The 22,219-nt window shown below is 75.4% G+C and carries 21 protein-coding genes; 7 read left to right on the top strand and 14 right to left on the bottom strand.

Going from position 1 to position 22,219, the window contains the following annotated elements; translation table 11 throughout:
* Positions 1-79 precede the first annotated feature (79 nt).
* From ACFYWL_RS05815 to rimP, 14 genes are all read right to left on the bottom strand, one after another.
* Positions 80-2,461, bottom strand: a complete 2,382-nt coding sequence (locus ACFYWL_RS05815) for a polyribonucleotide nucleotidyltransferase (RefSeq protein ID WP_386967906.1) — start codon at positions 2,459-2,461, stop codon at positions 80-82.
* Between the two features lie 364 nt (positions 2,462-2,825).
* Complete coding sequence (rpsO, locus tag ACFYWL_RS05810; RefSeq protein ID WP_043962418.1) at positions 2,826-3,095, bottom strand: 30S ribosomal protein S15; 270 nt, start codon at positions 3,093-3,095, stop codon at positions 2,826-2,828.
* Between the two features lie 318 nt (positions 3,096-3,413).
* Positions 3,414-4,349 carry a bifunctional riboflavin kinase/FAD synthetase gene (locus ACFYWL_RS05805; RefSeq protein WP_386967902.1) on the bottom strand — a complete coding sequence of 312 codons (936 nt, stop codon included), beginning with the start codon at positions 4,347-4,349 and terminating at the stop codon, positions 3,414-3,416.
* A gap of 82 nt (positions 4,350-4,431) precedes the next feature.
* Positions 4,432-5,316 carry a tRNA pseudouridine(55) synthase TruB gene (gene truB / locus ACFYWL_RS05800; RefSeq protein WP_386967900.1) on the bottom strand — a complete coding sequence of 295 codons (885 nt, stop codon included), beginning with the start codon at positions 5,314-5,316 and terminating at the stop codon, positions 4,432-4,434.
* An 86-nt stretch (positions 5,317-5,402) separates the two neighbouring features.
* Positions 5,403-6,749, bottom strand: a complete 1,347-nt coding sequence (locus ACFYWL_RS05795) for an MATE family efflux transporter (RefSeq protein ID WP_386967897.1) — start codon at positions 6,747-6,749, stop codon at positions 5,403-5,405.
* A gap of 735 nt (positions 6,750-7,484) precedes the next feature.
* Positions 7,485-7,694: a DUF6186 family protein gene (locus ACFYWL_RS05790; RefSeq protein ID WP_386968749.1), complete on the bottom strand. Its 210-nt coding sequence runs from the start codon at positions 7,692-7,694 to the stop codon at positions 7,485-7,487.
* The gene (locus ACFYWL_RS05785) at positions 7,694-8,101 is read right to left on the bottom strand and encodes a hypothetical protein (protein WP_386967894.1); all 408 of its coding nucleotides are present in this window, start codon (positions 8,099-8,101) and stop codon (positions 7,694-7,696) included. Before ACFYWL_RS05785 ends, ACFYWL_RS05790 begins: the two co-directional genes overlap by 1 nt.
* Before the next feature lie 64 nt (positions 8,102-8,165).
* Positions 8,166-9,206, bottom strand: a complete 1,041-nt coding sequence (locus ACFYWL_RS05780) for a bifunctional oligoribonuclease/PAP phosphatase NrnA (protein WP_386967891.1) — start codon at positions 9,204-9,206, stop codon at positions 8,166-8,168.
* Entirely contained in the window at positions 9,203-9,700 is a 498-nt protein-coding gene (gene rbfA, locus ACFYWL_RS05775; RefSeq protein WP_386967889.1) for a 30S ribosome-binding factor RbfA, read from the bottom strand. The genes ACFYWL_RS05780 and rbfA overlap by 4 nt, the downstream gene beginning before the upstream one ends.
* A 136-nt stretch (positions 9,701-9,836) precedes the next feature.
* Positions 9,837-10,130, bottom strand: a complete 294-nt coding sequence (locus tag ACFYWL_RS05770) for a DUF503 domain-containing protein (RefSeq protein ID WP_074473882.1) — start codon at positions 10,128-10,130, stop codon at positions 9,837-9,839.
* Between the two features lie 90 nt (positions 10,131-10,220).
* Positions 10,221-13,241, bottom strand: a complete 3,021-nt coding sequence (infB, locus tag ACFYWL_RS05765) for a translation initiation factor IF-2 (protein ID WP_386967886.1) — start codon at positions 13,239-13,241, stop codon at positions 10,221-10,223.
* 93 nt (positions 13,242-13,334) lie between these two features.
* Positions 13,335-13,667 (bottom strand): YlxR family protein, encoded by a 333-nt coding sequence (locus ACFYWL_RS05760; protein ID WP_386967884.1) that lies wholly within the window; start codon positions 13,665-13,667, stop codon positions 13,335-13,337.
* 16 nt (positions 13,668-13,683) lie between these two features.
* Positions 13,684-14,727 carry a transcription termination factor NusA gene (gene nusA / locus ACFYWL_RS05755; RefSeq protein ID WP_386967881.1) on the bottom strand — a complete coding sequence of 348 codons (1,044 nt, stop codon included), beginning with the start codon at positions 14,725-14,727 and terminating at the stop codon, positions 13,684-13,686.
* Positions 14,724-15,440, bottom strand: coding sequence for a ribosome maturation factor RimP (gene rimP, locus ACFYWL_RS05750; RefSeq protein WP_386967878.1), 717 nt, complete (start codon positions 15,438-15,440; stop codon positions 14,724-14,726). The genes nusA and rimP overlap by 4 nt, the downstream gene beginning before the upstream one ends.
* Before the next feature lie 173 nt (positions 15,441-15,613).
* On the opposite strand from rimP, the gene ACFYWL_RS05745 reads away from it, so the two are divergent.
* From ACFYWL_RS05745 to ACFYWL_RS05715, 7 genes are all read left to right on the top strand, one after another.
* A complete protein-coding gene (locus ACFYWL_RS05745; protein ID WP_386967876.1) occupies positions 15,614-16,123 on the top strand; it encodes a hypothetical protein in 510 nt (169 codons plus the stop codon).
* Entirely contained in the window at positions 16,120-16,569 is a 450-nt protein-coding gene (locus tag ACFYWL_RS05740) for a ferritin-like domain-containing protein (protein ID WP_282324609.1), read from the top strand. Before ACFYWL_RS05745 ends, ACFYWL_RS05740 begins: the two co-directional genes overlap by 4 nt.
* A gap of 91 nt (positions 16,570-16,660) precedes the next feature.
* Entirely contained in the window at positions 16,661-17,260 is a 600-nt protein-coding gene (locus tag ACFYWL_RS05735) for a PadR family transcriptional regulator (RefSeq protein ID WP_386967873.1), read from the top strand.
* Positions 17,257-18,138: an ABC transporter ATP-binding protein gene (locus tag ACFYWL_RS05730; RefSeq protein ID WP_386967870.1), complete on the top strand. Its 882-nt coding sequence runs from the start codon at positions 17,257-17,259 to the stop codon at positions 18,136-18,138. The genes ACFYWL_RS05735 and ACFYWL_RS05730 overlap by 4 nt, the downstream gene beginning before the upstream one ends.
* The gene (locus tag ACFYWL_RS05725) at positions 18,135-20,864 is read left to right on the top strand and encodes an FtsX-like permease family protein (RefSeq protein ID WP_386967867.1); all 2,730 of its coding nucleotides are present in this window, start codon (positions 18,135-18,137) and stop codon (positions 20,862-20,864) included. Before ACFYWL_RS05730 ends, ACFYWL_RS05725 begins: the two co-directional genes overlap by 4 nt.
* Positions 20,865-20,892: 28 nt before the next feature.
* Positions 20,893-21,357, top strand: a complete 465-nt coding sequence (locus tag ACFYWL_RS05720; protein WP_386967864.1) for a nitroreductase/quinone reductase family protein — start codon at positions 20,893-20,895, stop codon at positions 21,355-21,357.
* Between the two features lie 103 nt (positions 21,358-21,460).
* Entirely contained in the window at positions 21,461-22,171 is a 711-nt protein-coding gene (locus ACFYWL_RS05715; protein WP_386967861.1) for a nucleotidyltransferase domain-containing protein, read from the top strand.
* Positions 22,172-22,219 lie beyond the last annotated feature (48 nt).

The raw sequence follows: 22,219 nt of genomic DNA, 5'->3' as shown, positions 1-22,219 counted from the left end.
CTGCTCTCAGTTCGACGAGGGGTGGGTGGTGCGGTGCCGCCGGCCGCCCGGGGACGGGCGGCCGGCGGTGGTGGGAACGTCAGCTGTGCCGGGTCCGGCGGCGCGGACGCTCGCCGCCCTCGCCACCCTCGCCGCCGCCCTGGCCGCGCTCGCCGCCGCCCGGGCCACGACCGCCCCGGTCGCCGCGCTCGCGGTCGCCGCGGTCGCGCGGGCCCCGGTCGCCGCCCCGGCCGGCCGGGCGCTCGTCGCCGGCGACCTCACCGGTGGCGGCCGGCGCCTCGGCGCCCTCCGGGCGGACCTTGTCCAGGTAGATCTTGCCGCGGGCGTCGATGTCCGCGATCTCCACCTCGACCTTGTCGCCGACGTTGAGGAAGTCCTCGACCTTGTCGACCCGCTTGCCGTCGCCCACCTTGGAGATGTGCAGCAGGCCGTCGCGGCCCGGCAGCAGCGAGATGAACGCGCCGAACGCGGCGGTCTTGACCACCGTGCCCAGGAACCGCTCCCCCGCCTTCGGCAGGGTCGGGTTGGCGATCCCGTTGATCCGGTCGACGGCGGCCTGTGCCGACGGGCCGTTGGTCGCGCCGACGTAGATGGTGCCGTCGTCCTCGATGGAAATCTCGGCGCCGGTCTCGTCCTGGATGGCGTTGATCGTCTGCCCCTTCGGGCCGATCACCATGCCGATCTTGTCGACCGGGATCTTCACGGTGGTGACCCGCGGCGCGTACTCCGACATCTCGGCCGGCGCCTCGATCGCCCGCTGCATCACGTCGAGGATGGTCTGCCGGGCCTCGTACGCCTGCTGGAGCGCGGCGGCCAGCACGTCCGACGGGATGCCGTCGAGCTTGGTGTCGAGCTGGAGGGCGGTGACGAACTCCGGCGTGCCGGCGACCTTGAAGTCCATGTCGCCGAACGCATCCTCGGCCCCGAGGATGTCGGTCAGCGTCACGTACCGCGTCTTGCCCTCGACCTCGTCGGAGATGAGGCCCATGGCGATGCCGGCCACCGGCGCCTTCAGCGGCACACCGGCCGAGAGCAGGCCCAGCGTCGAGGCGCAGACCGAGCCCATCGAGGTGGAGCCGTTGGAGCCCAGCGCCTCCGAGACCTGCCGGATCGCGTACGGGAACTCCTCGCGCGAGGGCAGCACCGGGATCAGCGCCCGCTCGGCGAGCGCGCCGTGGCCGATCTCCCGCCGCTTCGGCGAGCCGACCCGGCCGGTCTCACCCGTCGAGTACGGCGGGAAGTTGTAGTTGTGCATGTAGCGCTTGCGGTTCTCCGGGGAGAGGGTGTCCACCATCTGCTCCATGCGCAGCATGTTGAGGGTGGTCACGCCCAGGATCTGGGTCTCGCCGCGCTCGAACAGCGCCGAGCCGTGCACGCGGGGCAGCACGCCGACCTCGGCGGTCAGCGGGCGGATGTCGCGCGGGCCCCGGCCGTCGATCCGGACCTGCTCGCGCAGCACCCGGTTGCGGACCTCGGACTTGGTCAGCGACCGGAACGCCGCGGACAGCTCCTTCTCCCGGCCCTCGAAGCGGCCACCCAGCTCCTCGGCGACCTTGGCCTTGATCCGGTCCAGGGCCTCCTCGCGGTCGGCCTTGCCGGCGATCTTGAGGGCCTCGGCGACCTCGGCGCGGGCCACGTCGGCCACCGCGTCGTAGGCGTCGGGCTGGTAGTCGAGGAAGACCGGGAACTCGGCGACCGGCTTGGCGGCCACCTCGGCCAGCTCGCTCTGCGCGCGGCACAGCTCGCGGATGGCCGGCTTGGCGGCCTCGAGGCCGCTGGCGACGACCTCCTCGGTCGGCGCGGTGGCGCCGCCCGCGATCAGGGTCACGGCGTGCGGGGTCGCCTCGGCCTCGACCATCATGATCGCGACCTCGCCGTCGGCGAGGGTGCGGCCGGCCACGACCATGTCGAAGGTGGCCCGGGCCAGCTCCTCCAGGGTCGGGAAGGCCACCCACTGACCGTCGACGTGCGCGACCCGGGTCGCGCCGATCGGGCCGGAGAACGGCAGGCCGGAGAGCTTGGTCGACATCGACGCGGCGTTGATCGCGACCACGTCGTACGGGTGCTGCGGGTCGAGCGCGAGGACGGTCTCGACGACCTGGACCTCGTTGCGCAGGCCCTTGACGAACGACGGGCGCAGCGGCCGGTCGATCAGCCGGCAGGTGAGGATCGCGTCCTCGCTGGGCCGGCCCTCGCGGCGGAAGAACGAGCCGGGGATCCGGCCCGCGGCGTACATCCGCTCCTCGACGTCGACGGTCAGCGGGAAGAAGTCGAACTGCTCCTTCGGCTGCTTGCCGGCGGTGGTGGCGGACAGGACGACCGTCTCGCCGAGCTGGGCGACGACGGAGCCGGCGGCCTGGCGGGCCAGCCGGCCGGTGGAGAAGGTGATCTCACGGGTGCCGAAGGACCCGTTGTCGATCACGGCGGTGCGGGACTCGGTGCCGAGGTTGTGCTCGGTCATGGTGCGGTGGTGCTCCTTCGCATCGGGGGGTCCGCGACGCGGGGAGCTGCTCAGACGGCCGGTCTTCGATCGAAGCGCCCGGGGCGCCGGCGACTGCCGGGGCTCCCGGGGGCCACTACCGGAGACCGGTACGCTGACCGGCTCCCTGTCGGGTGGTCGCGCGGCCCCTGTTGTTCCTTGTTGCCTTCAGCCCTGAGGGCCCGTTCTTGTTGCCCCAGACCCTGAGGGCCCGTTCCTGTGGTCCCCGAAGGCTGTTCCTCGCGGACCGGGCGGCCTGCTCCTGCACTCCCTGGGCGCCGAACGGGCGTTCAGGTGGTGGAAGCCGAACGGGGGAGCGACCCGCGTGGGCCGCTCCCCCGTGACGTCATCGGCGCAGGCCGAGCCGCTCGATGAGCGACCGGTAGCGGTTGATGTCCTTCTTCTGGACGTAGTTGAGCAGCCGACGGCGACGGCCGACCAGCAGCAGCAGCCCACGGCGACTGTGGTGGTCGTGCTTGTGCACCTTCAGGTGCTCGGTGAGCTCGGCGATCCGCTTGGTGAGGACCGCGACCTGGACCTCCGGCGAACCGGTGTCGCCCTCGGCGGTCGCGTACTCCGCGCGGATCTTGGCCTTGGCTTCCTGGTCGAGCGCCATATTCTCCCTGTTTCGTGGGTTGTTCGGTGATGTCCGTCGGATCGGTCAGGGGACCGGAAACGGACCGGCTCCTCGCACCCGCGGCGTCGTGCAGGCACGCGAGGCCCCACGTCGGTCAGCCGACGTCCCCGCCAGCCTACCAGCCCCCGGCGGAACCGCCCGCCGAGGCTGGCCGAGCCGCGCGGAGCGGGGCGGAGGTGGCGGAGGCTGGCCGAGGCGGCCGAGGCGGCCACCATGTCGGCGACATGGGGGTGTCCCGTGGCGGGGAAACCGCGATGTCGCCGACATGGCGGGGCACACCCGACCGGGGCGGGGCGGTCAGGCGATGCCCAGCATCCGGCGGATCCGCGCCACGTCCTGGTTCATCTGGGCGATCAGCGGCTCCACCCCGTCGAACCGCACCTGGCCGCGCACGTGCTCGGTGAAGTCGAGGGCCACCCGCTCGCCGTACAGGTCGCCGGAGAAGTCGAGCACGTGCGCCTCGACCCGCCGCTCCCGGCCCGAGAACGTCGGATTGGTCCCCACCGAGATCGCGGCGGGCAGCCGTTCCCGGCCGTCCTTGCGCAGGAACCAGCCGGCGTAGACGCCGTCGGCGGGCACCGCCGCGTGCGGGTGGCAGAGCAGGTTGGCCGTCGGGAAGCCCAGCTCCCGGCCGCGCTGGTCGCCCAGGACCACGACCCCCTCCAGCCGGTGCGGACGGCCGAGCACGGCCGCCGCCGCGGCGACGTCACCGGCGTCGACGCGGGCCCGGATGTACGTGGACGAGAAGACGGTGTCGTCCTCCGCGACCAACGGCGCGTCCTCGACGGCGAACCCGAACCTTCGGCCGAGCTCCTCCAGCAGCGCCACGTCGCCGGCCGCCCGGTGCCCGAACCGGAAGTTCTGGCCCACCACCACGAGGGTGGCGTGCAGGTGCTCGACCAGGATGTCGTGCACGAACGCGTCGGCGGGCAGCCGGGAGAACTCCGGGGTGAACGGCACCACGCAGAGCACGTCCACCCCCAGCGCCTCGATCAGCTCGGCCTTGCGGGCCAGCTCGGTGAGCACCGCTGGGTGCGACCCGGGGCGGACCACCTCGGCCGGATGGGGGTCGAACGTCACCACCACCGACCGCACCCCCAGCTCGCGGGCGCGGGCCACGGTGTGCCCGATCGTCGCCTGGTGGCCCCTGTGCACGCCGTCGAAGACGCCGATGGTGACGACCGAACTGCCCCAGCCGTCGGGCGTGGCGTCGTACCCCCGCCACCGCTGCATGACGCTCCTCCCCTGTCGTTGCCCTGCCGGCCTCGGCCGGTCGTACCCCGCCGGCCGGGCCGGCGGTCACCTGTCCCCGCCGTCACGCCGGGGCGAGCACGATCTCCGCGCGCGCCCGGCCGCCCCGCTCGCTGACGATAGCGATCAGAGCGCCGTCGGGGCCGAAGACGGCGTACGGCCCGGCGATCCCGACCGGGTCGAGCGGGCCGCCGTGGGAGAGCACCTTGGCCTCGTCGGCGGTGGCCTCCCGCCGCGGGAAGAACCGGTCGGCCGCCGCGTCGAGGGGCAGGTTCACCACCTCGGGGGCGCGCCGCTCCAGGTCGTCGAGGGTCGCGGCCTCGTCGAGGGCGAACCCGCCGACGGCCGTACGGCGCAGCGCGGTGAGGTGGCCGCCGACCGCGAGCGCCAGGCCCGCGTCCCTGGCCAGCGCCCGGATGTACGTCCCGGACGAGCAGGTCACGTCGATGTCCACGTCCACCACGCCGGGCGTGTCCCGGCGAACGGCCAGCACGTCGAGGCGGCTGACGGTGACCCGGCGGGCGGGCAGGTCGACGCTCTCGCCGTCGCGCACCCGCTTGTACGCCCGCTCACCGTTGATCTTGATGGCGCTCACCGCGCTCGGCACCTGGTCGATGTCGCCGGTGAGCGCGGCGAACGCCGCCCGGACCGCCTCGTCGGCGACGGCGTCGGCTGGCGTGACGGCGATCACGTCCCCCTCGGCGTCGTCGGTCACGGTGGCCTGCCCGAGCCGCACGGTGGCGGCGTAGCTCTTGCCGGCGCCGATGACGTACGTCAGCAGCCGGGTCGCCCGGCCGACCCCGATCACCAGCACGCCGGTGGCCATCGGGTCGAGGGTGCCGCCGTGCCCGACCCGCCGCGTCCGGGCCAGGCGACGGATGCGCGCCACCACGTCGTGCGACGTCATGCCGCCGGGCTTGTCGACCACGATCAGACCGTCTGCGCTCACGACCGCCAAGCCTGCCAGACGGCGTCACGCCCCCCGCCACCGCACGGCACAATGCGGCGCACCCCTGGCGAGAGGGGTGCCCTTCCTCACCTCCCCCGCACCGCGCCGACGACCGCCCAGCCGCCGGAGCGCAGCCGCAGCAGCAGGGCCGCCAGCCGGAGCAGCACGAACAGCGTCAGCCCGGCCCAGATGCCGCCGAGGCCCAGGTCGAACGCGTACGTCAGCCAGATCGCCGGCAGGAACCCGCCGAACGCGGCGACGATCGTGAGGTTGCGCAGGTAGCGCACGTCCCCCGCGCCGATCAGCACCCCGTCGAGGGCGAACACCACGCCGCCGACCGGCTGCAACGCCACCAGCCACGGCCAGGCGACCATGGCCTGCTCGCGTACCTGGGCGTCCGGGGTGAACAGGCCGGGCACGACGCCGGCCCCGGCGGCGATGAGCACCGCGAACGCCACGCCGCAGACCGCGCCGAGCAGCGCCATCCGGCGGGCCAGGGCCCGGGCGACGGCGGCGTCGCCGGCCCCGAGCGCCGCCCCGACCAGCGCCTGCGCGGCGATCGCGAGGGCGTCGAGCACCAGGGCGGTGAAGAACCACAGTTGTACGGCGATCTGGTGCGCGCCGACGGCCGCCGCCCCGAACCGGGCGGCCACGGCGGTGGCGGACAGGAAGCTGGCCTGGAAGGCGACGCCCCGCACCAGCAGGTCCCGGCTGAGCAGCAGCTGCTGGCGGATCACCCGTGGGCGGGGCCGCAGCGGTACCCGCTCGCGGGCCAGGGCGGCGGCGAACAGGACGCCGGAGAGGGTCTGCGCGAGCGCGTTGGCCACCGCCGAGCCGGTCAGCCCCCAGCCGACCGGATAGACCAGCAGGACGCAGAGCAGCGCGGAGAGCAGGTTGGGGCCGAGCACGAACCACAGCGGCCGGCGGGTGTCCTGCACGCCGCGCAGCCAGCCGTTGCCGGCGGCGGCGAGCAGCAGGCCGGGCGCGCCGAGCGCGGCGACCCGCAGCCACTGCGCCGCCGCGTCGGCGACCTCCCCGGGGCCGGCGAGCGCCTCGGCCAGCGGGCCCGCGCCGAGCTGCATCCCGGCCGCGACCAGCACCCCCGCCCCGAGCGCGAGCCAGGACGCCTGGACACCCTCGGCGACGGCGGCGGCCCGCTCGCCGGCGCCGAAGCGGCGGGCGGCCCGCCCGGTGATCCCGTACGCCAGGACGGTGCCCAGCCAGGCGATCAACGTCAGCACGGTGCCGGAGACGGCGAGCGCGGCCAGCGGCACCCGGCCCAGGTGGCCGATGACCGCCGTGTCGACCAGCACGTACAGCGGCTCGGCGGCGAGCACCACGAGCGCGGGCAGGGCCAGCGTGGCGATCCGGCGCGGCGGGGCGACCGCCGGCCGGGCGGGGTCGGCGGGCGGGGCGGGGGCGGGCTGAGTCATCGCCGCCGATCCTGGCACGGCGGAAGTAAGGCCCGCAAGAGCACCGATCCCTTACCTTTGCGCCCCACGCCGACTGCCGGCAGGGTGCCCCGCCGAGGCGACCGCGCTCGAACGCGGAAGGAGTGGTGTCACAGCCGGCCGGATGCCACTCTTTCCGGCATCGAGCACGATCTTCGCCGCGGAAGCGAGCGGGGCACGGGCACGCTCAAGGCGGGCGGGGCGAGGGGGCTCAGGGGGCGTACCGGTCGGGCGGGACCGGTCGGGCGGTGATGCCGGCGGCGCGAGACCTCGGCGGCATCACCGCCGGTCGACGTGGGTCACTGACGGGTGTCCATCGACGTCTGGAGCGCGCGGCGGGCCTGCTCGCGCGCCTCGTCGGTGTTCTCGGGCTTGGGCTTGCTGGGCATGGCGATTCCCTCCAGGGATGCGGGTCACGGGGACACGGTGGCCCGACGGCCGGTCGTGCTGGACGCCCGTCGGCGGCCCGGGATCACCGGAGCGGCCGGTCTGGACGCGTGCGCCCGGGTCGGTCCGACCCTGGGGGGAGGCGGCGTCGGGTGCGACGCCACCGCCTGCGGACCAGCGCCGCAGCCACGGCGCCGATCGATTCCCAAGCTATCGTTCAGGTCCACATGCTGCCTACTGTTCCCGCCATCTGGACACAGCGGGGGTGCCCCGCGAAGCGCCGGCCGGGCCGCCGCCCCCGGTCACCGGGCCCTCGCGGTCGGCACCCGGTCAGCGGGCGAGGAAGTGCCAGCCGAGCCACCACCAGAAGCCGAACAGGCCGATCCGGCCGACGGGGACCGGGCCCACCTCGTAGCGCATGACGTAGGCGCAGACGTCGGCCAGCGACGGGATGCGCGAGCCCGGGCGGCGGGCCGCCCACTCGACGGCGGCGAAGAGCGCCAGGGCGGTGAGGAAGCCGGCGATGGCGAGGGCCCGCATCATCGCCGCACCAGTCCCCAGAACGCGGCCAGCCAGGCAAACCAGGCCGCGGAGCGGACCAGCTCGTCCTCCAGCAGGGGGTCGGCCAGCCGGGAGAAGGTGGGAAACTCGTCGCCGACGGCCAGCACGAAGGTGACCCCCTCGAAGACGCCGAACACGGCCACCGGCAACACCCACCAGACCGCCCCCGGGCCGAGCCGGCGCGGCGCCGGCCGGCGCGGCACCCGGTTGCCCAGGCCCAGCCAGATCAACGCGCCCCCGGTGCCGAGGGTGTAGAGGTTCGCCGAGGCGGAGAACGAGGGCAGTTGCCCGCCGACCAGGGAGAGACAAACCAGCACCGGCACGGTGACCACGGGGCGCTCCCACGCCCGGGTCTCCGCAACGGAGAACTCGCTCGGGTGCTCCATTCCCCGATTCTCCCCGCCGTCACGCAGCGCGGAAAGGCCGACACCCCCCGGAGTCGCCCCTGATCTACGCCCCGATCAACGCCTTGTCCAGCTCGGCGCGGATGCTCGCCACCACGTCGTCGGCGCTGCCCCGGCCGGTGAAGCCGGCCGCGAACCGGTGGCCGCCGCCGCCGAGGGCGACCGCGACCCGGCTGACGTCCACCGCGCCCTTGCTCCGCATCGAGACCGCCCACTCGTCGGTGCGGACCTGCTTGACCACGCAGCTCACGTCCGCCTCGGCGGTGCACCGCACCGAATCGATCAGGGCCTCCAGCACGTACGGCCGCTGGTCGTGCCGGGCCAGGTCGTCGAGCGTGGCGTACGTCCAGACCAGGCCGTTGCCCCCGGCCGCCGCGGGCTCCAGGCGGGCCCGGCACATCACCTCGCCGAAGAGCCGCACCGCCCCGAAGGGCCGGGTGTCGAAGACCCGGCGGGAGATGTCGCCGGGGCGGATGCCGGTGGCCAGCAGCCGGGCCGCCAGCTCGTGCACCGCCGGGGTGGTCGCCTCGAACCGGAACGACCCGGTGTCGGTGGTCAGGGCGACGTAGAGGCCCTCGGCGATCCCCGCGTCGAGCCGCACCCCGAGGCGGGCCAGCAGTTCCTCGGCCACCACGGAGGTGGCCGCGGCCCGGGGGTCGACGAGGTTGATCCCGCCGAACATGGTGTTCGACGCGTGGTGGTCGAGCACCAGGGCCGTGCCGGCCGTGGCCAGCCGGTCGACCAGGCCGCCGAGCCGCGACTCGCTCGCCGCGTCGAAGCAGACGACCAGGTGCGGCGCGGGAAAGGCGTCCTCCTCGGCGACCAGCAGGTCGAGGCCCGGCAGCGCGCGGAACGGCTCCGGCACCTCCGGCGGGCCGGGGAAGGTCGCCCGGAGCTGGCGTACGCCGAGCTGGCGCAGCCCCAGCCCGAAGCCGAGCATGCTGCCCAGCGCGTCGCCGTCGGGGTTGACGTGGCAGATGAGCTGGACCTGCGCGTCGGCCGGCAGGTCGCGTACGGCCGCCACGGCCGCCGCCCAGTCGGCCTCCCCCGGCCCGGTGCCGGCCGCGCCGGCCGCCGGGTCGGTCACGGCCGGTCCGCGCCGCGCGGTGCGTCGGGCTCGGCGGCGGAGTCCGCGACCTCGTCGGCCTCGTCGTCGTCCTCGCCCTCGTCGAGCCGGTACGGCTGGGCGTCGCCCGCGTACTTGGCCTGGGCGGCGAGGCGCTGCACCTCGGCGTCGGCGTGGCGGGCCGCCGCGAGCAGGTCGTCGATCTGCTTGACCTGGTCCTGCACGTCGTCGAGGACGAACGTCAGGCTCGGCGAGTGGCGCAGCCCGAGGGCCTTGCCGACCGTGCTGCGCAGCATCCCCTTGGCGCTCTCCAGCGCCGCCGCCGTGCTGGACTGGGCCGCCGCGTCACCGAGGACGGTGTAGAACACCGTGGCGTCGCGCAGATCGGCGGTGATCCGGGCGTCGGTGATGGTGATCATGCCGAGGCGCGGGTCCTTGATCTGACTCCGCACCACCGACGCGACCAGTTCGCGAATGCGCTCCGCGTGCCGGCGTACCTTGGCCGGATCCGTCATCTCGCCCACCTCCACGGCGTCGGACTCCCGGCCGGCCGGCGGCGCGGGGCGCCGCCGGATCCGACCGGCCAACAGTTCGAACACTACCTTCGCGATCGGGCCGGCCGCCGGTCCCGGGCGGCACCCGCCCGCACTGTCAGTCGTCGTCGCCGTAGAGGCGTCGGCGGGCCGACAGCAGCTCGACCTCCGGGCGGCCCGCCACCAGGCGCTCGCAGGAGTCGAGCACCTCGCGCACGTGCGCGCCCTCCGCGGCCACCACGGCCACGGCTATCTCCGCCCGACCGTGCAGGTCGAGCGCACCCACCTCGGCGGCCGACACCTCGAAGCGGCGCAGCGCCGCCACGATCGGCCGTACGTAGGATCTCTTGGCTTTGAGCGACCGGGAGTCGCCCGGCAGCAGCAGGTCGAAGACCACGGTTCCGGTGAACATCGCCCCGGACGATACCCTCGGTGACCCCCGCATGATCAAGGGGTTTACGCCATTGCGGGCGTAAACCCCTCGATCAGTGCGTCGGACGCGTCAGGCGCGCGGCTTCTCCCGCATCTCGAAGGTCTCGATGACGTCGCCGACCTGGACGTTGTTGTAACCGCCCAGCGTCAGACCACACTCGAAGCCCTCGCGGACCTCCGTCGCGTCGTCCTTGAACCGCTTGAGGGAGCTGATCGTGAGGTTGTCCGCCACGACCGACCCGTCGCGCAGCAGCCGCGCCTTGGCGTTGCGGCGGATGACGCCCGACCGGACGATACAGCCGGAGATGTTGCCGACCTTGGACGAGCGGAACACGTCGCGGATCTCCGCGCTGCCCAGCTCGACCTCCTCGTACTCCGGCTTGAGCAGCCCCTTGAGCGCGGCGTCGATCTCCTCGATGGCCTGGTAGATGACGGTGTAGTACCGGATCTCCACGCCCTCGCGGTCGGCCATCTCGCGGACCTTGTTGGCGGCCCGCACGTTGAAGCCGATGATCGTGACCGCCTCGGACGAGGCGCTCGCGAGCATGACGTCGCTCTCGGTGATCGCGCCCACGCCCCGGTGGATGATCCTGAGCTGGACCTCCTCGGGGATGTCGAGGTTGAACAGCGCGTCCTCCAGCGCCTCCACGGAACCGGAGACGTCGCCCTTGAGCACCAGGTTGAGCGAGGTCTTCTCGCCCTCCTTGAGCTGCTCCATGAGCGTCTCGAGGGTGGCCCGGCCACGGGAGTTGGCGAAGGACGCCGCCCGCCGCCGTGCCTGCCGCTGCTCGGCGATCTGCCGCACCGTGCGGTCGTCCGCCGCCGCGAGGAAGGTGTCGCCCGCCCCGGGGACCGCGGTGAGACCGAGCACCAGCACCGGACGGGCGGGGCCCGCCTCGGCGACCTGGTTGCCGTTCTCGTCGAGCATCGCCCGGACCCGGCCGTGCGCCCCGCCGGCGACGATCGAGTCGCCCGCCCGCAGGGTGCCCTTCTGCACCAGCACCGTCGCCACCGCGCCCCGGCCCTTGTCCAGGTGGGCCTCGATGGCCACACCCTGCGCCGGCCCGTCGATCGGAGCGGTCAGCTCCAGCGACGCGTCGGCGGTGAGCAGGACGGCCTCGAGCAGGTCGTCGATGCCGATGCCCGGCTTCGCGGCCACGTTGACGAACATGGTGTCGCCGCCGTACTCCTCGGCGACCAGCCCGTACTCGGTCAGCTGCTGGCGGACCTTGTCGGGGTTGGCCTCCGGCTTGTCGACCTTGTTGACCGCCACCACGATCGGCACGTCCGCCGCCTTGGCGTGGTTGAGCGCCTCGATGGTCTGCGGCATCACGCCGTCGTCGGCCGCCACCACCAGGACCACGATGTCCGTGACCTGGGCGCCACGGGCACGCATGGCGGTGAACGCCTCGTGACCCGGGGTGTCGATGAAGGTGACCGCCCGGTCCTCGCCCTCGTGCGGGACGTGGACCTGGTAGGCGCCGATGTGCTGGGTGATGCCGCCGGCCTCGCCGGCCACGACGTTCGCCTTGCGGATCGCGTCGAGCAGCTTGGTCTTACCGTGGTCGACGTGACCCATGACGGTCACCACCGGCGCACGGCTGACCAGGCGGTCCTCCGCGACCTCGGCGTCGAGGTCGATGTTGAACTGCGCGAGCAGCTCGCGGTCCTCGTCCTCCGGGCTGACGATCTGCACGTCGAAGCCGAGGTGCTCACCCAGCAGCAGCAGGGTCTCGTCGGAGCAGGACTGGGTCGCGGTGACCATCTCGCCCAGGTTGAACATCTCCTGGACCAGCGAACCCGGGTTGGCGTTGATCTTGTCGGCGAAGTCCGACAGCGAGGCGCCACGGGAGAGCCGGACGACCTGACCCTGACCCCGGGGGGCACCCGAGCTCATGGTCGGGGCCGACAGGTTGTCGAACTCCTGTCTGCGCTGCTTCTTGGACTTGCGACCCCGGGTCGGCTTGCCGCCCGGACGCCCGAAGGCGCCCGCGGCGCCGCCGCCACGGCCGCGACCGCCACCACCCGGACGGCCACCGCCGCCGGCCGGGCCACCCGGCCGGAAACCGCCACCGGCGCCGGGAGCGCCGCCGCCGCCACCGGGGCCGCCACGGTAGCCACCGCCACCGCCGCCGCCACCGGGACCGCCGCGGTAGCCACCGCCACCGCCGCCGCCACCGGGACCGCCACGGAAGCCGCCGCCGCCACCGGGACGACCGGCACCGCCGCCACCGCCGGGACGACCCGCGCCGGGGCCACCGGGGCCACCGGGCCGGCCGGGGCGCTGGCTCGGCATGGACGCCGGGCTGGGCCGGGGCGGCATGGACGCCGGGCTGGGCCGCGGCGGCATCCCCGCCGGGCTGGGCCGGGGACCGCCGGCACCGGCGGCCGGGGGCCGCTGCTGCTGACCGCCCTGGATGCCGAACGGGTTGTTACCGGCGCCGCGCGCCGGCGGACGACCGCCCGGCCGGGCGCCGGGGCCCTGGCCCTGGCCCGGTCCACCGGGACGACCGGCGGCCGGGGAACCCGGGCGGGGCGGCATCGTGCCCGGACCGGGACGCGGGCCGGGACGGGGGCCACCCTCCGCCGGGGGCTCCCGGCGGACGTTCTCACGCTGCTGCTGGCGGGCGGCCTGGGCGGCCTTGACCGCGGCCTCCTGCTCGGCCTTCAGCGCGGCGGCGCGCGCCTCGGCGGCGGCCACCTCGATGTCGTGGGCGCTCGCCGGCTTGGCGACCGGGGTCGCCGGCTGCGGCGGGCCGGGGACCGGGCCCTTGGGCTTCGGTCCGGGGGCCGGCGGGCCGGGCCGCCGGGGCGGCATCGGCTTCGCCGTGACCCGGGGGGCGCCCGGGGTCGGGGACGGCGTCGGAGTCGGGGTCGACGTCGGGCTCTGGGTGGCCGCCGGAGGGGCGGACGGCGCCGGCGAGCCGGCGGAGGCGACGAAGGCGTTGCGCAGCCGACGGGCGACGGGCGCCTCGACGGTGCTGGACGCGGACTTCACGAACTCGCCCATTTCCTTCAGCTTGGCGAGAACTGTCTTGCTTTCGACCCCGAGCTCCTTGGCAAGCTCGTGTACGCGGGCCTTACCTGCCACTGCACTCCTCACTCCGAGGTCGTGCGGGCAGCACCCGCAGCGACCTCACTCCTGCACTTGAAGCCTGGTCATTTCAGGGACTTCATCGTGTGCTCATGTCGGTCGTCCTACCTTGCTAGCGACCCTCGCCCGGTCGGGATGACCGGACGTAGTGGTTGGCGCATCGACGTGCTCGGCCAGCACACCGTGGTCGACGACCCCGGTGACGCGCAGCGCGCGCCCGAAGGCACGGCGGCGCACTGCCAGCGCGAAGCAGGCCGGATCCGGGTGCATGTTCGCTCCCCGACCCGGCAGCCTGCGAGTCGGATCGGGCCGGAGACTGTGACCAGCCCCGTCGCCGACCGCGACGATCCGCAGCAATTCGCTGGCCGGCGCACGTCGCCGGCAGCCCACACAGGTGCGCTCCGGCAGCGCGCGTCGTACCACTGGAAGAAGTCTACCCCTAGCCGCCCGAGATCGCGCCGCCCGGCTCCCGGACGTGATCAGCCCCGCCCCGCGCGGAGGTCGTCGCCTGCTCCGCGTCCGAGCGGATGTCGATCCGCCAACCGGTCAATCGGGCGGCAAGCCGGGCGTTCTGCCCCTCCCGGCCGATCGCGAGGGAGAGCTGGAAGTCCGGCACGGTCACCCGGGCGGTCCGGGTGGCCAGGTCGACCACCTCGACCCGCAGCGCCTTGGCCGGCGAGAGCGCGTTGCCGACGAAGGTGGCCGGGTCGTCCGACCAGTCGATGATGTCGATCTTCTCGCCGTGCAGCTCGCTCATCACGGCGCGGACCCGCTGGCCCATCGGCCCGATGCACGCGCCCTTGGCGTTGACGCCCGGCGTGGTCGAGCGCACCGCGATCTTCGTGCGGTGGCCGGCCTCCCGCGCGATGGCCCCGATCTCCACGGTGCCGTCGGCGATCTCCGGCACCTCCAGGGCGAAGAGCTTCTTCACCAGCGCCGGGTGGGACCGGGACAGGGTGATCTGGGGGCCGCGCATGCCCTTGGCGACGTGCACCACGACGCAGCGGATCCGCTCGCCGTGGGCGTACCGCTCGCCGGGGACCTGCTCCGACTGCGGCAGCACGCCCTCCAGCTTGCCCAGGTCGACGCTGACGATGCCCTTCTCGCTGCGCGCCTCGTGCGCCTGCACCACGCCGGTGACCAGGTCGCCGTCGCGGCCGACGTACTCGCCGAAGTGCACCTCGTCGGTGGCCTCCCGCAGCCGCTGGAGGATCACCTGCTTGGCGGTCATGGCCGCGATCCGGCCGAAGTCGTGCGGGGTGTCGTCCCACTCCCGCACCACCGTGCCGTCGTCGTCCAGCTCCTGGGCGTAGACCAGGGCCGCGCCGGTCTTGCGGTCGATCTCGACCCGGGCGTGCGGCTCGGCACCGTCGGTGTGCCGGTAGGCGGTCAGCAGCGCGGTCTCGATCGCCGCGAGGATCGTGTCGAACGGGATCTCCCGCTCGCGCTCGAGTGCGCGCAGCGCCGCGAGGTCGATGTTCACCTCTCCTCGTCCTCCACATCATCTTCGTCGTCGATGTCGTCAGTGTCTGAGCTGTCGCCGGAGGCGTCGTCGGCGACCTCGTCGAGCTCGTCGTCGGCCACCTCGTCGAGGCGGTGGAACTCCACCTGCACCCGGCCGGGGCCGAGCTCGGCGTGGGCGAACTCCGCGCGGCCGGAGTCGGTCTCCAGCACCACGCGCTCGTCGTCGGCCTCGACCACCCGGCCGGTGACCTGCCGGTCGCCGCCGGGCTGCTCGGAGCGCTGCCCGGGCAGCGCGGCCCGGACCGTCACCTTCACCAGCCGGCCGACGTTGCGCCGCCAGTGCCGGGGCAGGGTGAGCGGGCGGTCCACCCCGGGGGAGCTGACCTCCAGCTGGTATTCGCCCGCCAGGATGTCGCCGCCGGACTCCTCGGCCGCGTCGAGCGCGGCGGAGACGGCCCGGGAGACGTCGGCGACGGCGTCCAGGCTGATCCCGCCGTCGGCGTCGACGATCACCCGCACCACGTGCCGGCGGCCGGCCCGGGAGACGGAGACGTCCTCCAGGTCGTACCCGGCCCCGTTGACCACCGGCTCGATCACCGCGCGCAACCGGGCCCGCCGCGCGGCGAGGTCCACCCGGGGGCCGCCGACGCGGTCACCGCCACGAGGGCCGTCGGCGCGCCGGGGTCTCCCCGTCGGCCCCGTCGACCTGGTGGTACGGCCCCGCTGCGTCATCTGGCGCACCCCTTCGTGAACGACGACGCCCGGTCGGGACGCCATGCCGGCACGCCACCGGGGCAGACGCGCCGGTGGCTGCGCAGAGCGTAACGCGCCTGCGGCGCGGCGGGCCGGGCGGCGCACCGACGCCCCTGACCCACGTGTCCGCTCCGATGGTGTTGACTTGTCCGGTGGCGAGGGGCAGAACGACACCGCACGACCGAGCACTCGGGCATTCCCGGCGAAACCTCCTGCGCGCGGGCGCGCTCCTGGCGCTCGGCGGGGCCGTCGCGCCGCTGACCGGCTGTGATCTTCTCGACCGGGGCGACGGGCAGCACCAGGCCCCCGACCCGCTCGAACCCCTCGCCGCGCAGGCCCGCGAGCTGGCCGCCCGGCACCGCGCCGCCCTGGCCGCCGACCCGGGCCTGGCCCCGCTGCTCACCCCGATCGCCGACGCCCACGAGGCGCACGCCGCCGAGCTGGCCAAGCTGACGGGCCGCCCGGCGGCCTCGCCGGGGCCGTCGCCGTCGCCGGAGGCCACCGGCGGCGACCGGGCCACGGTGCTGGCCGCGCTGCGCGAGGCCGAGCAGGGCGGGCGCGAGGCAGCCGCGAAGCTCTGCGCCGAGGCCCCGGCCGAGCGGGCCGCCCTGGTCGGCTCGATCGCCGCCGCCCGGGCGACCCACGTGGAGGCGCTGCGATGAGACACCGACAGGCGCCGTCCGGGCCGGCCGAGGCCCTCGGCGGCGCGCTCACCGCCGAGTACGCCGCGGTCTTCGCGTACGGGGTGATCGGCGTGCGCCTCGCCGACGCCGCCCGCACGGCCGCCCGCCGCGCCGAGGCGGCGCACCGGTCCCGGCGGGACGCGCTGGTGCTCCAGCTCAGCGCGGCCGGCGGCACCGTCCCCGCCGACAAGGCCGGCTACACGCTGCCGTTCCCCGTCACCGACGCCGCGAGCGCGCTGCGGCTGGCGGTGGAGGTGGAGGAACGCACCGCCGCCTTCTGGCGCGTGGCGCTGCCGCACACCACGGGCGAGGACCGCAACCGGGCCCTCGCGGCGCTGACCGACTGCGCGGTGCGGGCCACCCGGTGGCGGCGCACCGCCGGGGTGACTCCCGTCACCGTGGCCTTCCCCGGCCGCCCCACCTGACCACACTGACCGGGACCGGAGCGTTTGCGCTGGTCGCTCCACCGGGACCCGCGATTGCGGGCGGCATACCAGGTATGCATACTTCGGAGCCATGTCCATCCGTCACGGCCTGCTCGCGCTCCTCGAACGCGGCCAGATGTACGGCTACCAGCTCCGGGCCGCGTTCGAGGAGTCGACGGGCTCGACCTGGCCGCTGAACATCGGGCAGGTCTACACCACCCTCTCCCGCCTCGAACGGGACGGGCTGGTCCGGCCGCTGCCGGAGAGCGAGGCGGGGCAGCGGCCGTACGAGATCACCGACGCCGGACGGGCGGACCTGGCGCTGTGGTTCGCGACCCCGATCAGCCGCACCGACCGCCCCCGCGACGAGCTGGCGATCAAGCTGGCCCTGGCCCTGACCACCCCGGGGGTCGACGTGCGGGCGGTGGTGCAGACCCAGCGCACCGCGACCATGCGGGCGTTGCAGGAGTTCACCCGGTTGAAGTACGCCAGCGACCGCCCCGAGGACCTGCCCTGGCGGCTGGTGCTGGACGCGATGGTGTTCCAGGCCGAGGCGGAGATCCGCTGGCTGGACCACTGCGAGACGAGCCTGGTCCGGCACCGGCCGGCTCCCGGGCCCGGCGGTCGGGCGGGTCCCGGGCGCCCGGCGGAGGCGGAGGCGGACCGGGACGGCGAGGAGGCGCGGCGATGAGCGGGACGGGCGGCGCGCCGACGACCCGCCCCGACCCGCCCGGCCCGCCCTCCGGGCCCGGCACCACCGGCGACCAGCCCGGCCCCGCCACGACCGGCCACCGGGCCGGCCCCGGCGCGGCTTCCCGCCCCGGCGACGACCCCCGCGAGCCGGCGGGGACGGTCGTGCTCGACGTCCGCGACGTGCACCGCACCCACGGCAGCGGCGAGGCGGCCGTGCACGCCCTGCGCGGGGTGAGCCTCACCGTCGCCCCCGGCGAGCTGGTCGCCGTGATGGGGCCCTCCGGCTCCGGCAAGTCCACCCTGCTCGCCCTCGCCGGCGGCCTGGACGGCCCGACCGCGGGCGAGATCCGCGTCGAGGGTCAGGCGCTCGGCGCGCTGGCCCCCCGGGCGCTGGCCCGGCTGCGCCGCCGGCGGATCGGCTACATCTTCCAGAACCTGAACCTGCTGGGCAGCCTCACCGCCGCCGAGAACGTCGCGCTCCCCCTCGAACTGGACGGCGTCGGCGTACGCCAGGGCCGGCGGGCGGCCCGGGCCGCGCTCGCCGAGGTGGGCCTCGCCGAGCTGGGCGACCGCTTCCCCGACCAGCTCTCCGGCGGGCAGCAGCAGCGGGTGGCCATCGCCCGGGCCCTGGTCGGCGAGCGGCGGCTCGTGCTCGCCGACGAGCCGACCGGAGCGCTGGACTCGCAGACCGGCGAGGCGGTGCTGCGCCTGCTGCGCCGCCGGGTCGACGCGGGCGTCGCCGCCGTCCTGGTCACCCACGAGGCCCGGCACGCCGGCTGGGCCGACCGGGTCGTGTTCCTGCGCGACGGGGTCATGGTGGACTCGACGGCCCCGCTGGGCAGCGTCGAGCAGCTGCTGGCCGGCAGCGGTCGGTGAGCAGCAAGCGCCTTCTCGCCCGCGGCCGGCGGGTGCTGGCGGCGCTGCGCTCCTGGCGGGCCGCCCTGCGCATCGCTCGGCGGGAGGCGCGCCGCGCCCGCGGCCGGACCGCGCTGGTGCTCGCGATGATCACGCTGCCGGTGCTGGGGCTGACCCTCTCGGCCGTCAGCTACGACATGGCGCAGCTGAGCCGGGCCGAGCGGATCGACCGGCGGCTCGGCACCGCCGACGCGGAGCTGCGCTGGATCGCCGAGGGCCCGGTGGCGCAGGACGCCTGGGGCGAGATCGCGTACCAGCGCGACGGCGTGCCGGAGCGGACCCGCCCGGTCAGCGCCGGCGAGCTGACCGCCCTGCTGCCCGCCGGCAGCCGCGTCGCGGAGGTGCGGTGGTGGATGTCGTTCGAGGCCCGCGCCGGGGGCAGGCGCGAGCCCGTCGAGGGGCGGCTGCTGGACCTGACCGACCCGGTGCTGCGCGGGCAGGCCCGGGTGCTCGCCGGCCGCCCCCCGACCGCAGCCGACGAGGTCGGGCTCAACCGCGCGGCGCTGCGCCGGCTGCGCGCGGGGCTCGGCGACCGGATCGTCCCGGCCGACGGTTCGGCCGAACGGACCGTCGTCGGGGAGGTGGAGTTCCCGGACAACCTGCGGCCCATGGTCACGCTGCCTCCCTCGGCCGGCCCGTCGACCGAGCCGCGCAACGAGTCGAGCTGGCTCGTCGACCTGCCGGCCGACGCCGACCCCGGGCTGACGGAGCGGCTCAACGCGCGCGGGATCATAGTGGTCGCCCGCGCCCCGGCGCGGCACCCCACGGCGCAGCCCGGAGTCGTGCGCACCGCGCTCAGCGTCGAGGACACCAGCATCACGCTCCTGGTCGCCGGTCTCGGCCTGCTCGAGGTGGTGTTGCTCGTCGGGCCGGCGTTCGCCGTCGGCGTGCGGCGGCGACGCCGCGACCTCGCCCTGGTCGCGGTGGCCGGTGGCGACGCCGCGCACCTGCGCCGCATCGTGCTGGCCGACGGGGTGGTGCTGGGCTGCGCGGGGGCCGCCGCCGGGCTGACGCTGGGTGTCGCCGGCGCGTTCGCGGCCCGCCCGCTCATCGAGGAGTACGTCTTCGGGGCGCGCTTCGGGGCGTACCGCGTCTTTCCGGCCGCGCTGGCGGCGATCGCGGCGGTCGCGGTGCTGGCCGGGGTGCTCGCGGCCCTGGCGCCCGCCTGGACCGCCGCGCGGCAGGACGTGGTGGCGGGGCTCGCCGGACGGCGCACCCCGCCGGGGCGCCGCCGGCGCTGGCCGCTGATCGGCGCGCTGCTGGCCGCCCTCGGCGTGGCGGTGGCCGCCCTCGGCGCCACCCGGGACGCCACGGTCGTGCTCTTCGCCGGGGTGGTCCTGGGCGAGCTCGGGCTGGTCTTCGTCACCCCGACGCTGGTCGGGGCGCTCGCCCGGGCCGGCCGGTGGTTGCCGCTCGCGCCCCGGATCGCGCTACGCGACGCCAGCCGCAACCGCTCGTCGGCGGCGCCGGCGATCTCGGCGGTGATGGCCGCGGTCGCCGGCAGCGTCGCCCTCGGCGTCTACGTGGCCAGCGACAGCGCCCGCACCGACGCCAGCTACGTGCCGGCCATGCCGGTCGGGCACGCCATGATCGTCGGCGACCGGACGGCGCTGCCGCCGGTGTCCCGGGTCGCCGAGGTGGCCGCCGCGGCGCTGCCGGGCAGCACGGTGGCCCGGCTCGACACCCCGGCCTGCCCCGCGCCGTCCGGGGAGAACGACTGGTGCGACGTCCGGGCGAAGCTGCCGGCCGGCCGGGCCTGCCCGTACCAGGTGGCGCAGTTGCGCGACGCGGCCGTGCGGGCCCGCGCCCGCACCGACCCGCGCTGCGACGGGTGGGTGGAGGGCACCTCCACCTCGGGGTTCGTGGTGCCCGTCTCGATCGACGACGGCGACGCGCTGGCGGCGCTGACCGGGGCCGGCCCCGCGGAGGTGGCCGCCGCCCGGCGGGTACTGGCGGCCGGCGGCGCGGTCGTGACCGACGAGCGCTATCTCCTCGCCGGCCGGCTCACCCTCACGGCGACCCGGACGGGCAACGACCCGGAACCCGTGGTGACCGCGACCGACAGCGTCCCCGGGTACGCGCTGCGCGGCGGCATCGAGGGCGACCGGCTGGTGGTGTCCCGCGCCGCCGCCGCCCGGCTCGGCCTCGGCACCCGGCAGATCGGGTACGCGTTGGCCACCGCTGCCGCCCCGACCCCCGCCCAGCAGGACCGCCTCGACGTCGAGCTGCGCCGGCTCGGTCAGCTCGACGTGGTCTTCGAGCGGGGGACCGCGGGCAGCGACCAGCGTTCCCTGCTGCTGGTGCTGGCCGTCGGCTCCGGCCTGATCACCGTGGGCGCGGCGGCCGTCGCCACCGGCCTCGCCGCCGCCGAGGGGCGGGCGGACCTGTCCACCCTCGGCGCCGTGGGCGCCAGCCCCCGGATGCGTCGGGTGCTCTCGCTGTGCCAGGCCGGGGTGATCGCCGTGCTCGGCTCGGTGCTGGGCATCGTGGTCGGGCTCGGCACGGCGGTGATCATCCTGGTCGCGATGAACCGCCGGTTCGCCACGGCCTGGCCGGTGCCGGAGCCGTACCCGATCGTGGTCCCCTGGCTCACCCTGGGCGTGCTGGTGGTGGTGCCGCTGGTGGCGATGGTCGGCGCGGCCCTGTTCACCCGCTCCGGGCTGGCGGTCGAGCGCCGCCTCGACTGACAGCACGGCCAGGCGGCACACTGGCGGCGTGTCCGCTATCGGTACCCTGACCCGCCGCCTCGGCCATCACCGCTGGTTCGGCGCCACGATCCGGCTGCTCGTCCCCGTCGACCGGGCGGTCGGCCGGCTCACCCGGGGGCGGGTGGTCGCGCTGGGCCTGGTCCCCTCGCTGGTCATCACCACCACCGGACGCCGCTCGGGCCTGCCGCGCAGCAACCCCCTGCTGTACGTGCCGGACGGCGACGCCTTCGTGGTGGTCGGCTCCAACTGGGGGCAGCAGCACCAGCCCGCCTGGGCGCTCAACCTGCTCGCCGACCCGACCGCCGAGGTCGACGTGCGGGGGCGACGGCTGGCGGTGCGGGCCGAGGTGGCCACCGGCGCGGAACGCGACCGCCTCTGGGAGCTGCTGACCACCGAGTGGCCGGCGTACGAGACGTACGTCGAGCGGGCCGGCGGACGGGAGATCCGGGTCTTCCGGCTGGTGCCCCGCTGACCGGGGCCGACGCCGGGCGGGTGGCGCCGGCCGGGCGCGGCGGTCCGGGCGGTCCCGCCGCCGGGTGGCTAGGGTGGAGCCCGCGGCGAGGCAGAGGTGGCGCGTGGACCCTTACCAGGACGATCCCCGGTGGTCGGTGGCGGAGCGGGTCGCCGCGGCGGCCCGGCGGCGCTTCCCCGCCGACGTCCTAGCCGTCGCGGCGCACGGCCCGCTGGCCCACGGCGACGACGACGGCGGCGGGGACGGCGAGGTCGGGCTGCTGATCGCCACCTACCGGCCCGGCGCGGGGCCGCGACCGGCGACCCGCCGGGTGGACGGGGTGCTGGTCGACCTGACCGTCACGGCCGCCGACGACCACCTGGAGCGGGCCCGGTCGATCACGGCGCTGTGGCCGCTGGTCGCCGACCGGTACGTCACCACCCGGGCGCTGCACGACCCGACCGGATGGCTGCCGGCCCTGCGCGACGAGCACCTGGCCACGCTGGCCCGGGCCCGGCCGGCGGAGTTCACCGGCGCCGCCCGGCAGGCGTGGTACCGGGGCTGCGCCGCGCACGCCCGGGCCGCCCGGCTCGCGCAGTGGTACGAGACGGACCAGGCGCTGCTGATGCTCGGCGAGGCCCGGCTCGCGGCGGCCACGGTCAACGGGCTGCTCAGCCGCACCTACTACCGCGACCCGGGCGACGCGGTGCGCCGCACCGGCCTGGCCGGGGCGGACATGACCGAGGTCGGCGCGGTGCTGGCCCGGCAGGCCGAGGAGCTGGCCGCCCGGGGCCGCCCCGTGGACGGCACCGTCGACGACCTCCTGGCCGGCTGACCGGCCCCCTTCGGGGTGTGAGAAGGGAACCCTTCTCGACCGTAGGCG

The organism is Micromonospora sp. NPDC002575 (assembly GCF_042889525.1).
Classification (GTDB): Bacteria; Actinomycetota; Actinomycetes; order Mycobacteriales; family Micromonosporaceae; genus Micromonospora; species Micromonospora carbonacea.
This window is presented reverse-complemented; position numbering and strand designations above follow the sequence as displayed.